The organism is Streptomyces sp. NBC_01235 (genome assembly GCF_035989285.1).
In the GTDB taxonomy this organism is placed as follows: domain Bacteria; phylum Actinomycetota; class Actinomycetes; order Streptomycetales; family Streptomycetaceae; genus Streptomyces.
Genome location: NZ_CP108513.1, coordinates 9,972,463 through 9,985,438, shown reverse-complemented (window position 1 = coordinate 9,985,438; position 12,976 = coordinate 9,972,463). Strand labels below are relative to the sequence as shown.

12 protein-coding genes are annotated in these 12,976 nt (G+C 72.4%); 6 read left to right on the top strand and 6 right to left on the bottom strand.

The window, feature by feature from the left end; translation table 11 throughout:
* Positions 1-5: 5 nt before the first annotated feature.
* On the bottom strand, positions 6-1,427 hold the full coding sequence (locus tag OG289_RS44815; protein WP_327319757.1) for a dihydrolipoyl dehydrogenase family protein: 1,422 nt from the start codon (positions 1,425-1,427) through the stop codon (positions 6-8).
* A gap of 143 nt (positions 1,428-1,570) precedes the next feature.
* On the opposite strand from OG289_RS44815, the gene trxA reads away from it, so the two are divergent.
* Positions 1,571-1,972, top strand: coding sequence for a thioredoxin (gene trxA, locus OG289_RS44810; RefSeq protein WP_327319756.1), 402 nt, complete (start codon positions 1,571-1,573; stop codon positions 1,970-1,972).
* Between the two features lie 57 nt (positions 1,973-2,029).
* On the opposite strand, the gene OG289_RS44805 is transcribed toward trxA, so the two are convergent.
* Both OG289_RS44805 and OG289_RS44800 read right to left on the bottom strand, forming a co-directional pair.
* A complete protein-coding gene (locus OG289_RS44805; RefSeq protein WP_327319755.1) occupies positions 2,030-3,466 on the bottom strand; it encodes an aldehyde dehydrogenase family protein in 1,437 nt (478 codons plus the stop codon).
* Between the two features lie 191 nt (positions 3,467-3,657).
* Positions 3,658-4,695, bottom strand: coding sequence for a LacI family DNA-binding transcriptional regulator (locus OG289_RS44800; RefSeq protein WP_327319754.1), 1,038 nt, complete (start codon positions 4,693-4,695; stop codon positions 3,658-3,660).
* A 128-nt stretch (positions 4,696-4,823) separates the two neighbouring features.
* Between OG289_RS44800 and OG289_RS44795 the strand changes: the two genes are divergently transcribed.
* The gene (locus OG289_RS44795) at positions 4,824-5,498 is read left to right on the top strand and encodes a TetR/AcrR family transcriptional regulator (RefSeq protein ID WP_327319753.1); all 675 of its coding nucleotides are present in this window, start codon (positions 4,824-4,826) and stop codon (positions 5,496-5,498) included.
* A 121-nt stretch (positions 5,499-5,619) separates the two neighbouring features.
* A complete protein-coding gene (locus OG289_RS44790) occupies positions 5,620-6,735 on the top strand; it encodes an FAD-dependent oxidoreductase (protein WP_327320990.1) in 1,116 nt (371 codons plus the stop codon).
* Here the strand turns inward: OG289_RS44790 and OG289_RS44785 are convergent.
* A complete protein-coding gene (locus OG289_RS44785) occupies positions 6,726-7,382 on the bottom strand; it encodes a TetR/AcrR family transcriptional regulator (protein WP_327319752.1) in 657 nt (218 codons plus the stop codon). The genes OG289_RS44790 and OG289_RS44785 overlap by 10 nt on opposite strands.
* A 118-nt stretch (positions 7,383-7,500) precedes the next feature.
* Between OG289_RS44785 and OG289_RS44780 the strand changes: the two genes are divergently transcribed.
* Together OG289_RS44780 and OG289_RS44775 are read left to right on the top strand one after the other, a co-directional pair.
* Positions 7,501-8,064, top strand: a complete 564-nt coding sequence (locus OG289_RS44780; RefSeq protein ID WP_319674234.1) for an NADPH-dependent FMN reductase — start codon at positions 7,501-7,503, stop codon at positions 8,062-8,064.
* A 381-nt stretch (positions 8,065-8,445) separates the two neighbouring features.
* Positions 8,446-9,393 carry an FkbM family methyltransferase gene (locus tag OG289_RS44775; RefSeq protein ID WP_327319751.1) on the top strand — a complete coding sequence of 316 codons (948 nt, stop codon included), beginning with the start codon at positions 8,446-8,448 and terminating at the stop codon, positions 9,391-9,393.
* Here OG289_RS44775 and OG289_RS44770 read toward each other — a convergent pair.
* Entirely contained in the window at positions 9,383-10,354 is a 972-nt protein-coding gene (locus tag OG289_RS44770; RefSeq protein ID WP_327319750.1) for a TerC family protein, read from the bottom strand. The genes OG289_RS44775 and OG289_RS44770 overlap by 11 nt on opposite strands.
* 240 nt (positions 10,355-10,594) lie before the next feature.
* Between OG289_RS44770 and OG289_RS44765 the strand changes: the two genes are divergently transcribed.
* Positions 10,595-11,569 (top strand): alpha/beta hydrolase, encoded by a 975-nt coding sequence (locus OG289_RS44765; RefSeq protein WP_327319749.1) that lies wholly within the window; start codon positions 10,595-10,597, stop codon positions 11,567-11,569.
* 17 nt (positions 11,570-11,586) lie between these two features.
* On the opposite strand, the gene OG289_RS44760 is transcribed toward OG289_RS44765, so the two are convergent.
* On the bottom strand, positions 11,587-12,969 hold the full coding sequence (locus OG289_RS44760) for a TerD family protein (protein WP_327320989.1): 1,383 nt from the start codon (positions 12,967-12,969) through the stop codon (positions 11,587-11,589).
* Positions 12,970-12,976: the final 7 nt, after the last annotated feature.

Here is a 12,976-nt window from a genome sequence, read left to right as displayed (position 1 = left end):
TGGGCTCAGTTGTCGCGGAACGCCTCCAGCAGCCGCAGCCACACCTCGCTGATCGTCGGGTAGGACGGGACCGCGTGCCACAGGCGGGCGATGGGGACCTGGCCGACGACCGCGACGGTCGCGGAGTGGATCAGTTCGCCGACGCCCGGGCCGACGAAGGTGACTCCGCGCAGTATCTCCTCCTCCAGGTCGACGACCATCCGGGCGCGGCCCTTGTAGCCGTCGGCGTAGAGGCCGGCGCCCGCCACCGAGGTCATCTCCACGTCGACGGCCCGCACCCGGTACCCGGCCTCTTCGGCCTCCGCCAGGGAGAGGCCCACGGCGGCGGCCTCGGGGTCGGTGAAGACGACCTGGGGGACGCACTGGTGGTCGGCGGTGGCCGCGTGGGCGCTCCAGGGGCCGGTCTCGGTCAGCGGCGTTCCGGCGGCGCGGGCGACGATGGCGGCTCCCGCGATGCGCGCCTGGTACTTGCCCTGGTGGGTGAGCAGGGCGCGGTGGTTGACGTCGCCGACGGCGTAGAGCCAGTCGGTGCCGGTGACCAGGAGGCTGTCGTCGACCGTGAGCCAGGAGCCCGGTTCCAGGCCGACTGTCTCCAGGCCGAGGTCCTCGGTGTGCGGGGCGCGACCGGTGGCGAAGAGGATCTCGTCGGCCTCGATGCGGTCGCCGCCGCCGGTGACGACCACGACGGTGCCGTCCGCGGTACGGGTCACCGACTCGACCGAGGCGCCGGTGCGCACGTCGGCGCCGGCCTCGGCGAGCGCCTCGGCGACGAGTTCGCCGGCGAACGGCTCCATGCGGTTCAGCAGGCCCTTGCCGCGCACGAGCACGGTGACCTGCGAGCCGAGGGCCTGATAGAGGGTGGCCATCTCGGTGGCGACGACTCCGCCGCCGACCACGACGAGCCGGCCGGGCACCGCCTGCGCGCTGGTCGCCTCCCGGCTGGTCCAGGGTTTCACCTCGGCGAGTCCCGGCAGGTCGGGCAGGACCGCGCGGGTGCCGGTGGCGACGGCTACGGCGTGCCGGGCGGTGAGCACCTTGTCGCCCACGGTGACCGTGCGCGGGCCGGTGAGCCGGCCGTGGCCGCGGTACAGGTCGGCACTGATGCTCTCGAGCCACTGGGCGGCGCCGTCGTCGTGCCAGTCGGAGGTGTAGTAGTTGCGGTGGGCGAGGACCGCGGCCGCGTCGAGGGGGCCCTGGACCGCCTGGCGCAGGCCCGGCACGCGGCGGGCGTCGGCGCGGGCGATGACCGGGCGCAGCAGGGCCTTGCTGGGCATGCAGGCCCAGTACGAGCACTCGCCGCCGACGAGTTCGCTCTCCACGACCGCGGTGGTGAGACCGGCCGCGCGGGTGCGGTCGGCGACGTTCTCCCCCACGGGCCCGGCCCCGAGCACCACGACGTCGTACACGATGGTTTCCGTTTCCGTCATGGGGTCAGTCTGGTGGGTGGTGTGGCCGGTGACCACACGGGTAGGGGCGCGGAATACGCGACCGGCCGACCGCGTTGTGCGGACGGCTTCACCCCATGTCAGGACACCCCTGGCAGGAAGCACCGGGAAGAGGGAATCACGCCATGAGCAGCACCGTGGAGCTCACCAAGGAGAACTTCGACCAGACGGTCACCGAGAACGACTTCGTGCTGATCGACTTCTGGGCGTCCTGGTGCGGGCCGTGCCGTCAGTTCGCCCCGGTCTACGACAAGGCGGCGCAGGAGAACCCGGACCTGGTGTTCGGCAAGGTGGACACCGAGGCGCAGCCGGAACTGGCCGCGGCCTTCGGCATCCAGTCGATCCCGACGCTGATGATCGTGCGGGACCGGGTCGCCGTGTTCGCCCAGCCCGGCGCCCTGCCCGAGGCCGCCCTCACGGACGTCATCGGACAGGCGCGCAAGCTGGACATGGACGAGGTCCGCAAGTCGATCGAGGAGCAGGCCAAGGCCGAGGCCGACGGTGCTCCGGCCGCCCAGGGCGAGTAACTCCTGGAGAGAGTCCCCCGACTCTTGAAAGAGTCCCCCCGGATGAAAGGGTCCCTCCTAGAACGGGTACGGCGCGACGTCGCCCCGCACGGTCGTCCAGCGCACGTCGGTGAAGGCCTCCAGGTTGGCCTCGCCGCCGAAGCGGGCACCGGTGCCGGAGGCGGCGACGCCACCGAAGGGTGCGACGGCCTCGTCGTTCACCGTCTGGTCGTTGATGTGCACGATGCCGGTCGGGACGCGTTCGGCGAGGTCGAGGCCGCGGGCGGCGTCCCGGGTGACGATGCCGAGCGAGAGGCCGTAGGAGCTGCGCGCGGCCAGGGCCGCCGCCTCGTCCGCCGTAGTGAAGGGGCGCACCGGGGCCACCGGGCCGAAGACCTCCTCCGCGTAGGCGGGGGTGTCGTCGTCGACGCCCGCGAGGACCGTCGGCCGGTAGAAGAGGTTCTCGTGCGTGCCGCCCGCGGCGAGCTTCGCGCCGGCCGCCGTGCTGGCCTCCACCAGTCCGTGCACCTTGGCGAGTTGGCCGTCGTCGATGAGCGGGCCGAGGTGGACCTGCGCGCGGTGCGGGTCGCCGACGGCGAGGGCGTCGGCCTTCGCCGCGAGCCGCTCGACGTACTCCTCGTAGAGGGAGGCGTGCACCAGGTGGCGGCCGGTGGTCATGCAGATCTGGCCCTGGTGGAAGAACGAGCCCCAGGCGGCCGTGGAGATCACCGCGTCCAGGTCGGCGTCCTCCAGCACGATGAGGGCGGAGTTGCCGCCGAGTTCCAGGTGCGCGCGCTTGAGGTGGCGTCCGGCAGCCTCGCCGACGGCGCGGCCGGCCGCGGTGGAGCCGGTGAAGGAGATCACCGGGACGCGCGGGTCGGCGACCAGGGCCGCGCCGGTCTCGGCGCCGCCCGGGAGGACGTGCAGCAGGCCCTCGGGCAGGCCCGCCTCCGCGAAGACCGCGGCCAGCGCCAGGCCGCCGCACACGGCCGTGCGCGGGTCCGGCTTGAGGACGACCGCGTTGCCGAGCGCGAGGGCGGGGGCGACGGAGCGGATCGACAGGATCAGCGGGGCGTTGAACGGGGAGATCACGCCGACCACACCGACGGGGACGCGCCGGGTGTACGACAGCCGGGGCGCTTCGCTGGGCAGGACCTGTCCGGCCGGCCGGGAGGCGAGGGCGGCGGCCTCGTAGCACTCCTGGGCGGCGACGTGCAGCTCGAAGTCGGCCTTGCCGGGTATGGAGCCGGACTCGCGGACGATCCAGTCGCGCAGTTCGTCGGCGTGCGCGGCGAACAGGTCGCCGGCCTTGCGCAGCACTCCGGCTCGGACGAAGTGCGGGACGCGCGCCCACTCGGCCTGCGCGGCGCGGGCGGCCTCGGCGGCCGGACCGACGTCCGCACCGCCCGCCAGGACGACCGTGCCCAGCGAGTCGCCGGTGGCGGGCTCGGTCACGGTGTGCTGGGGTCCCGAAAGGGTGCGGGACTGCCAGGTCTTGGGGTCGAGCAACGGCATGACGGCTCTCCGATCAGTGAACCCACGGGACTGACGGCTCACACGGGAAACGGAAGTCCCGTGCAGTCGCCGCCAGTTCGGCGGCGGCATGGCGGGATGCGGTGAACCGGCGCACCCCATCTGGTTGAGCGTGCAACATCCTAGTCATGTGTCCGGTCGGGGACTTGGAGAGACAGCCGGGAGAACGCGGGTCAGCTGGAGTCGCGGTGGACCACCGTGGCTCCGAACAGTTCGTGCGACTCGGGGGCGGCCGCGGGGTTGCGGACCGCCCGGTCGACCAGCGCGGCGAGGTCGCGGCCGGAGGGCAGCGCGATCCGGACGGTGCTGAGCCTGGGCCGCAGCAGCCGGCCGAGCATGAGGTCGTCGGCGCCGATGACGGCCACGTCCTCGGGCACGCGTAAGCCCTCGTCCTGCAGGGCGCGCATCAGCAGCATGGCGTACTCGTCGTTGTAGGCGAAGACGGCGTCGAGACCGAGGCCGGGCCAGCGGGCCGCGAGGGCGGCCGCGGACTCCTCCGTGTAGGCGAGGGGCAGCTCGGTGACGGTGGCGTCCGTGCCGAGCAGGGCTTCGCGGACGCCGGCGAGGCGGGGCGCGGCGAACAGCTCCAGGCCCGGCTCCTCGGGGACGACAGCGCCGATCCGGCGGCGACCGCGGGCGTACAGGTGCCCGGCGGCGCCGCGGCCGACGTCCGCGTGGTCCAGGAGCAGCGCGTGGGCGCCCTCGACCCGCTCGGAACTGAGGCTCACCACGGCGCGGGCACCGGACCGCTTGAGGACCGCGACCGCCTCCGGACCGATGCCGGGGCTGGGCACCAGCACGGCGACGGGCCGCAGCTCGGCCCAGGCCCGGGCGGCGTCGTCGCCGCGCAGACCGGTGGCGCCGTACTGGACGACGGTGTAGTCGAGGCGGCTGAGCGCCCCCTGGAAGTCGTGCACGAACTGGCTGTAGAGCGGACCCGCCGGGACGGGCAGGGTGGGCATCAGGACCATCCGGCTGTGTCCGGCACGCAGGGTGCGGGCGGCCGCGTGCGGCACGTACCCGAGTTCCTTGGCGGCCTCGTGGACACGGCGGCGGGTGGGCTCGCTGATGCGTACGGCGCTGGTGTTGTTCAGGACGTAGGAGACGGTCGCGCGCGAGACGCCGGCCAGGCGGGCCACATCGGCGCTCGTGGGCACGGGGCGAGGCGCCGGCGACTTCGTCGGCGCGGGCGTGTTCGGTATCTGCACCATGACGTACGGCATCTTGGCAGAAGCTGTGAGCGGGGTCCCGGGCGGGGGACGTCGAAATCCAACGAACCATCAACGAACATGTTCGTGACGTACTTGTTCGCAACGAACATGTTCGTTACCCTGAGCACATGACAGGACGACCCCACTCCCCGCGCAGTCGCCGTGAGCGCCCGGCCAAGCCCGCCCTGACCAGGGAGGGCATCGTGGCCGCCGCCGTTGCGGTGCTGCGCGCCGAAGGCCTGCGCAAGGTGACCATGCGCCGCCTCGCCGAAGAGCTCGACACCGGCCCGGCCTCGCTGTACGTGTACGTCCGCAACACGGCGGAGCTGCACGCGGCCGTGCTCGACGAGCTGCTGGGCACGGTCGGCCCGGCCCCGGCCGGGGGCAGCTGGCGTGAGCGGCTGGAGCGGGTGCTCACCGCGTACACCGCGATGCTCTTCGACCACCCGGACCTGGCCCGCTCGGCGATCACCGCCCGCCCCAGCGGCCCGCACTACCTGAACCTGATCGAGAACCTGCTGGCGCTGCTCGCCGAGGGCGGGGTGCCGCCCGCGCAGGCCGCGTGGGGCGTGGACCTGCTGCTCCAGCACGCCACCGCGACCGCCGCCGAGCACGCCGGCGACGGGGCGTCCAAGGAGGACTGGGACGCCGTCTCGGACGCACTGCACGCGGCCTCGGAGCGGACCCACCCGCACATCGCCGGCCTCGCCGGACCGCTGCTCTCGGGATCGCCGCAGACCCGCCTCGCCTGGGGGTTCCAGGCACTGATCAACGGCATCGAGCGGACCGCCGTACCCGAATGAGCCACGAAGGAACGAGGGAGAAGTCATGAACCACCCCGTGAACCACTCCGGGAAGCACTCCGGGAAGCACTCCGGGAAGCACCCCGTGAACCACTCCGGGAAGCACCTCGAGCACCACCCCATGGCGATCGTCGGCGCCGGACTCGGCGGTCTCACCCTCGCCCGGGTGCTGCGTGTGCACGGCGTCGAGTCGGCCGTCTTCGACCTGGACGCCTCCCCCGCCGCCCGCACCCAGGGCGGCATGCTCGACATCCACGAGGACTCCGGCCAGGAGGCACTGCGCGCCGCAGGACTGTACGAGGAGTTCCGGGCGCTGGTACTGCCCGGCGGCGAGGCCACGCGGGTCCTCGACAAGGACGCCGTAGTCCGTTTCGAGCAGGCCGACGACGGGACCGGCGGGCGCCCCGAGGTCGACCGCGGCGCCCTGCGCGACCTGCTGCTGGGCTCGCTGTCCGAGGGCGCGGTCCGCTGGGGCGCGAAGGTCGCCGGCGCGCGTGCGCTGGGCGACGGACGGCACGAGGTGACCCTCGAGGACGGCTCCGCCTTCACCACGGACCTGCTGGTCGGCGCCGACGGAGCCTGGTCGCGGATCCGCCCGCTGCTCTCCGCCGCCCGGCCCGCCTACACGGGCGTGTCGTTCGTCGAGACGTACCTGCGGGACGCGGACGTACGTCATCCGGTGAGCGCCGAGGCCGTCGGCGGCGGATCCCTCTTCGCGCTCGGCGCCGGCAAGGGATTCCTCGCCCACCGCGAGCCCGACGGCAGCCTGCACGTCTACACCGCGCTCCGGGTTCCCGAGGGCTGGGCCGACGGCGTCGGCTTCGACGACGCCGAGGCGGCCAAGCGCCACGTCCAGGGGCACTTCACGGACTGGGACAAGAGCCTGCGGGCGCTGGTCGCGGACGCCGACGGGCCGCTGGTGGCGCGCCCGATCCACGCCCTGCCGGTCGGACACCACTGGGACCGCGCCCCCGGCGTCACCCTGCTCGGCGACGCCGCCCACCTGATGTCACCGTTCGCGGGCGAGGGCGCCAACCTGGCCATGCTGGACGGCGCCGAACTGGGCCTGGCCCTCGCCGCGCACCCGGGCGCGCCCGAGGTCGCGCTGGCCGCTTATGAGAAGAAGCTGTTCCCGCGCAGCGCGTCGGCCGCGTCCGAGTCCGCCCACAACGGCGTGGCGCTGTTCGCCGAGGACGCGCCGCAGCCCGTGGTCGACCTCTTCACCGCTCACCCCTGAACCGTCGTCACCCGGTCGACCAGGTCGTTCCAGCCGGCCTCCAGCCGCGCCGGCGGCAGCCCGCACTGCCGGGTGAGGTGGTGGATGAGGACGGGGCTGAGGTACCCCATCAGCGTGTGGGCGAGCAGTTCGGCGTCCGCGCCGGGCACCGCCTGCCGCAGCAGCAGGACCAGGTGACTGTGGTGGACGCGGCGCACGGGCACGGAGTACCGGCGTTCCGGTCCGGGCTCGGCCGCGAGCTGGAGATCCAGCTGGTCGACGGCGCGCCTCAGCATCGCGACACCGAAGGCCCTCAGCCGCTCCACGGGCGGCGCGCCCGGCCCCAGCGGCGCGGGGCCGCTCAGGAACGCGGCCTGGAACAGCTTCTCCGAGTGGTCCAGCAGCGCGGTCAGCAGCCCGGTGCGGTCGCCGAAGCGGCGGAACACCGTGCCCTTGCCCACGTTCGCGGCCGTCGCCACCGCCTCCATCGTGACCCCGGCCGCCCCGTGCTCGGCGATCAGCCGGGCGGCCGCGTCCAGCAGCCTGGCCCGGTTGCGGGCCGCGTCGGCACGCAGGCACGGCTCGTCGCCGACCGACCCGAGTTGCAGCAGCTCGGGCCGGCCGGTGGTCTCCTCGGGTTCCGGACAGGGCGGCAGAAGAGCGGACATGAACTCAGCGTAAAGCACCGGGAATGAAACTGGACCGCGGTCCGGTTAGGGTGCTAGAACATTAAACGGACCTCGGTCCGGATCCGTCACAGCAATGTTTCAGCCTCTGGGAGTACCCATGTCTGTCCGCATCCTCGCGCTCGTCGGCAGCCTCCGCGCCGGTTCGACCAACCGTCAGCTCGCCGAGGCGGCCGTCAAGGTCGCTCCCGAGGGCGCCGAGGTCGACCTCTTCGAGGGCCTGGCCGAGATCCCCTTCTACAACGAGGACCTCGACGTCGAGGGCAGCGTGCCGGCCACCGCCGCCAAGCTGCGTGAGGCCGCCCAGGCCGCCGACGCCTTCCTGCTCTTCTCCCCCGAGTACAACGGCACCATCCCGGCCGTCCTGAAGAACGCCATCGACTGGCTGTCCCGCCCCTACGGCGCCGGCGCCTTCGGCGGCAAGCCCGTCGCCGTGGTCGGCACCGCGTTCGGCCAGTTCGGTGGCGTGTGGGCGCAGGACGAGGCCCGCAAGGCCGTGGGCATCGCCGGCGGCAAGGTGATCGAGGACCTGAAGCTCTCCATCCCGGGTTCCCTGACCCGCTTCGCGGAGACCCACCCGGTCGACGACGCCGAGGTCGCCGCCCAGCTGACCGAGGTCGTGGCCCGTCTGCACGGCCACGCGGGCGAGGTCGCGGCCGCCTGAACGCCGTAACACCCACGTAGGCGACGAACGGGGTCCGGCGCGTTCCGGGCCCCGTTCGTCCTGCGCGCCCCTCATCCGGAAGTACTCGTCCATCACCGACAGTAAGCACGCGCTCGCCTCCGCGGCGGCGGCGCCGGCCGCGGCGAGTTCGGCGCCCGGCGCGGGCGCTCCCCGGGAGTGGCCGAACGGGTCGATGTCCACGCCCACACGCATGTCCGTCTCCGGTCATCCGCTGTTCCGGCCGTTCCGGCTCTTCCCCCGCCCGTCGCCGACTCCGGTGACGCCAGGTGCTGGAGCTGCTCTCGAAGTCAACGGGCAGGCCGGGGTCGAATGTCGTTCAAGATGCAGACCGTTCCCGGTCACGTCTGATAGGGGTGGGGGATGCGGACCCTTTATCGACGACTGCTCGACCTGATGCCCCGTATCGGCGTCCGGGTGACCGATCTCGGGCCGGGGACGGCGGTGGTCTCGCGGGGCGGCGGTCCGTACGAGGCGACTCGTGCGGACAAGGACACCTGGGTGCTGAGGCGGACCACCGACGACGCGCGTTCCGAGGTCGCCCGAGGCGCCGCCGTGCGGCTGGGCGACACCGGCGCGCTGCTCCTCATGGACGCCCCGGAGCGGCAGGACGAGCGCAGACTGCAACTGGCGGCCGCCGAATACCTCTGCACCCAGCACGTGGCCGCGATGCTGGAGCTGTACCGCGTGAACTGCGTCTTCGACGTCGGCGCCAACAGCGGCCAGTACGCCAAGCGGCTGCGCAGGCTCGGCTACACCGGCCGGATCGTCTCCTTCGAGCCCACGTCCGAGACGTTCGCCCGGCTGGAGAAGGCCGCCGCGAACGACCCCGACTGGCACGTGTACCAGTGCGGGCTGGGCCGTGAGGAGACGACGGCGGAGATCCACATCGGCTGGCAGACGATGAACTCCCTGCTGCCGGCCAGCGACTACGGCAAGGGCCGCTACACCCGGTTCACGAAGGCCGACACCGAGGAGATCCGCGTCCGCCGGCTGGCGGAGGTCATGGACGAGGCGCTGGACGGCCTCGCCGAGCCGCGCCCCTACCTGAAGATGGACACCCAGGGCTATGACCTGGAGGTCTTCGCGGGGGCCGGGGAGCGGATCGCGGAGTTCGCGGGGATGCAGTCCGAGGTCGCCGTGCTGAAGCTGTACGAGGGCAGCCCCGGCATGGGCGAGGCCGTCGCGGCGTACGAGGCCGCCGGGTTCGGCATCACCGGCATGTACCCCGTGACGCGCGAGGCGACCACGGGGCGGGTGATCGAGTTCGACTGCGTGATGATGCGCGCGGACGCGGCGCCTACACCGTAGAGCCGTCCCGCACCGCCTCCTCCTGCCGCTTGGATGCCCGCAGGCTGGTGAAGGTCGTGACCGCGAGGACGAGCACGATGAAGCCGAGCGAGAACGGAATGCCGATCTCCGGCACGTGCACCCCGGACTCGTGCAGCGCGTGCAGCACCAGCTTCACGCCGATGAAGCCCAGGATGACCGACAGGCCGTAGCTGAGGTGGACCAGCTTCTTCAGCAGGCCGCCGATGAGGAAGTACAGCTGCCGCAGGCCCATCAGCGCGAACGCGTTGGCCGTGAACACGATGTACGGGTCCTCGGTCAGCCCGTAGATGGCGGGGATCGAGTCGAGCGCGAACAGCACGTCGGTGGAGCCGATCGCCAGCATCACGACCAGCATCGGGGTCATCACCCGCTTGCCGTTCTGCTCGATCCACAGCTTCGTACCGTGGTAGCGGTCGGCCACGCCGAAACGCTTCTCCACCGCCTTCAGCAGCTTGTTCTCCTCGTACTCGTCCTCGTGTCCGTCCTTCTTGGCGTCCTGGATCAGCTTCCACGCCGTCCAGATCAGGAAGGCGCCGAAGAGGTAGAACACCCAGGAGAACGTCGAGATGATGGCCGCGCCGGCGGCGATGAACACCGCGCGCAGCACGAGGGCCACGAGCACACCCACCATCAGCACCCGCTGCTGGTACTGCGAGGGCACCGCGAACCTGCCCATGATCAGGACGAACACGAAGAGGTTGTCCACGCTCAGCGACTTCTCGGTGATGTACCCGGCGAAGAACTCCCCCGTCGGCTTGCCGCCCCCGAAGAGGAACACACCCAGGCCGAACAGGCAGGCCAGGACGATCCAGACGATCGTCCAGGTCCCGGCCTCCCTGACCGAGACGTCGTGCGGTCTGCGGCCGATGAAGAAGTCGACGGCGACGAGCGCGCACAGAGCCGAGACGGTCAGCAGCCAGACCGGGAGCGAGACGTTCACTGGTGGTACTCCTGATGCCTGTGGGGGTGGAAAATCGTTGTCGAACCGGCCTGTCCCTTTCCACCCCACACAGGTGAACAGAGGGTCATGTCCTGGCAACCCGAGAGAACCGGGGACGGGTGTCACCCGCCGAATGGCGGGCAGGTTCCGCCGTACGGCGGTGCTCCGACGAGCGGCGGATGCGCCGATCATGGGCCGCACGAGCCGCCGCGCATCCGCGTTCCGCGTGAGGAGAAGCCCATGACCTACGTGCCGCCGCCCTTCGACCCCGAACTCGCCGCCGCGCTGGAACTGATCAAGGAGATGATCCAGCCGGGCATGACCCTCGAGGACATCGAGGCCGTCCGGCAGGGGCCGGGGATCGCACTGCTCGCCGAGCTGGACCTGACCGTGGGCGGCGCCTTCGAGGTCGAGGACCGGACGGTGCCGGGGCCAGAGGGCTCCGCCGAGATCTCGCTGCTGATCTGCCGGCCCACCTCGCCGGCCCCCGACCGGCCGCGTCCGGTCGTCTACCACGTGCACGGCGGCGGCATGGTCCTGGGCAACAACCGGGTCGGCGTGGACGTCGTCCTCGACTGGGCGCGGGAGCTGGACATGGTGGTGGTGTCCGTGGAGTACCGGCTGGCGCCCGAGCACCCGCATCCGGCGCCGGTCGAGGACGTGTACGCCGGTCTGCTGTGGACGGCGGAGCACGCCAAGGAGCTGGGCGCGGACCCGGAGCGGATCGTGATCGCCGGGGCCAGCGCGGGCGGCGGCCTCGGCGCCGCCCTCGCCCTGCTGCTGCGCGACCGCCAGGGTCCGCGGCCGCTCGGCCAGGTGCTGATGTGCCCGATGCTGGACGACCGCAACGACACCCCCTCCAGCCACCAGATGGCGGGCCTCGGCGTCTGGGACCGTACGGCCAACGAGACCGGGTGGACCGCCCTGCTCGGCGAGCAGCGGGGCGGCCCGGACGTCTCCCCGTACGCGGCGCCCGCCCGTGCCGAGGACCTGTCCGGGCTGCCCCCGGCCTTCCTCGACGCGGGCTCCGCCGAGACCTTCCGGGACGAGGTCGTCGCCTACGCCTCCCGGATCTGGCAGGCCGGCGGGGTCGCGGAACTGCATGTCTGGCCGGGCGGTTTCCACGGCTTCGACGGCTTCGCGCCGCAGGCCGCGCTGTCCAAGTCGGCCCGCGCGGCCCACCTGGACTGGCTGCGCAGGCTGCTCGCCGAGTAACTCCCGCGGGCAGGGGCTCAGCGGCGCTTGAACTCCACGGGACCGGCGTTCATCTCGATGGTCCCGTCGGGGTGCAGGACCGGCCGGCGTTCCGTCATCCGGGCACTGTAGGCCTCGACGTGGTGGATCGCGGCCGCGTCGGCGGCGGTGAAGTCGACGAGCGCGATCGCCACCCAGTACCGGGTCTTGGTGTTCTCGAAGAGCGGGACGGTGACGGTGGAGCCCCGGCCGTCGTCGACGACGACCTTCGCGCCGAAGCTGCGGAACGAGCCGAAGCCGTTGCTGACCGCCGAGTACGCGCACAGCAGGACGTAGCCCTGCTCGTCGGGACGCACGATCCGCACGGCCTCTCGGCCGGGGACCTTGGAGTCGCCGTCGAGGCGGATGTACGGGCGGTTCTCGAGCGAGCCGAGGCTCTTGTAGTAGACGACGTCGGCCTTCTTGCCCTTCTTCGCCGTAGCCGGTTCGGCCCCGGCGGACGGCCGCCCGCCGGGACGCAGCGGCTCGCCCCCCGCAACGTGCCCGGACTTGACGAGGGTGCCGGGCACGTCGGGGCCGCGCAGGGCCTTGCTCGCGGGCACGAACAGGGCGTACAGGTCGAGGTCGGCGCCGGCCCTGCGGCGTCGCTCGCTGCCGCCGTCCCACTCCAGGGCCACCGTGACGACGAGGTCGCGGTCGGCCTTGTCCAGGCTGAGGGAGACCTGGCTGCCCTTGTCGAGGCTGATCTTCCCGAGGGGTGGCTTGACCAGGCTCGGCGGGGGCGACACGGGAGCGGGCGGGGTCTCCACGGCCGACGGGGCCGACGGCTCGGGCGGCACGGGCGGCACGGGCGGCACGGGCGGCACGGGCGGCACGGGCGGCTCGGGCGGCGGTGGCATCTCCTCTTCGGCGACGTCGATGCCGAAGTCGGTGGCGAGGCCCGCCAGTCCGTCGGCGTAGCCCTGGCCGATGGCGCGCAGCTTCCACGTGCCGGCGCGCCGGTAGAGCTCGGTCAGCAGGACCGCGCGTTCGCCGTCGGTGAGGGCCGGCGGGCGGAAGACGACCGGTACGGCGCCGCCCTGCGTGGCACGCACCTGGACGTTCTTGACATCGCTGAACGTGCGCGTCGTGTCGTCGGGGTCGCAGCTGGCCACCAGCACGACCCGGTCGACGTCCGCGGGCAGCGCGGCCGGGTCCACCTCGACGCGCTCGGGGCCGTCGGCGTCGGCGGCCCGGTGGCGTACGGCGTCGGACTCGGCGGAGGGCTGGTTGTAGAAGACCAGGTCGTCGTCGGACCTGACCCTGCCGTCCGCGGCGACGAGGAGGGCGCTGAGGTCGACCGGGTCGCCCTCGGCGAACAGCTCCACCGTCACCGGCCCGGCCGCCAGCGCCGTGTTCCCGCCCTTGCCGAGCTCCGGCATGTCGCTC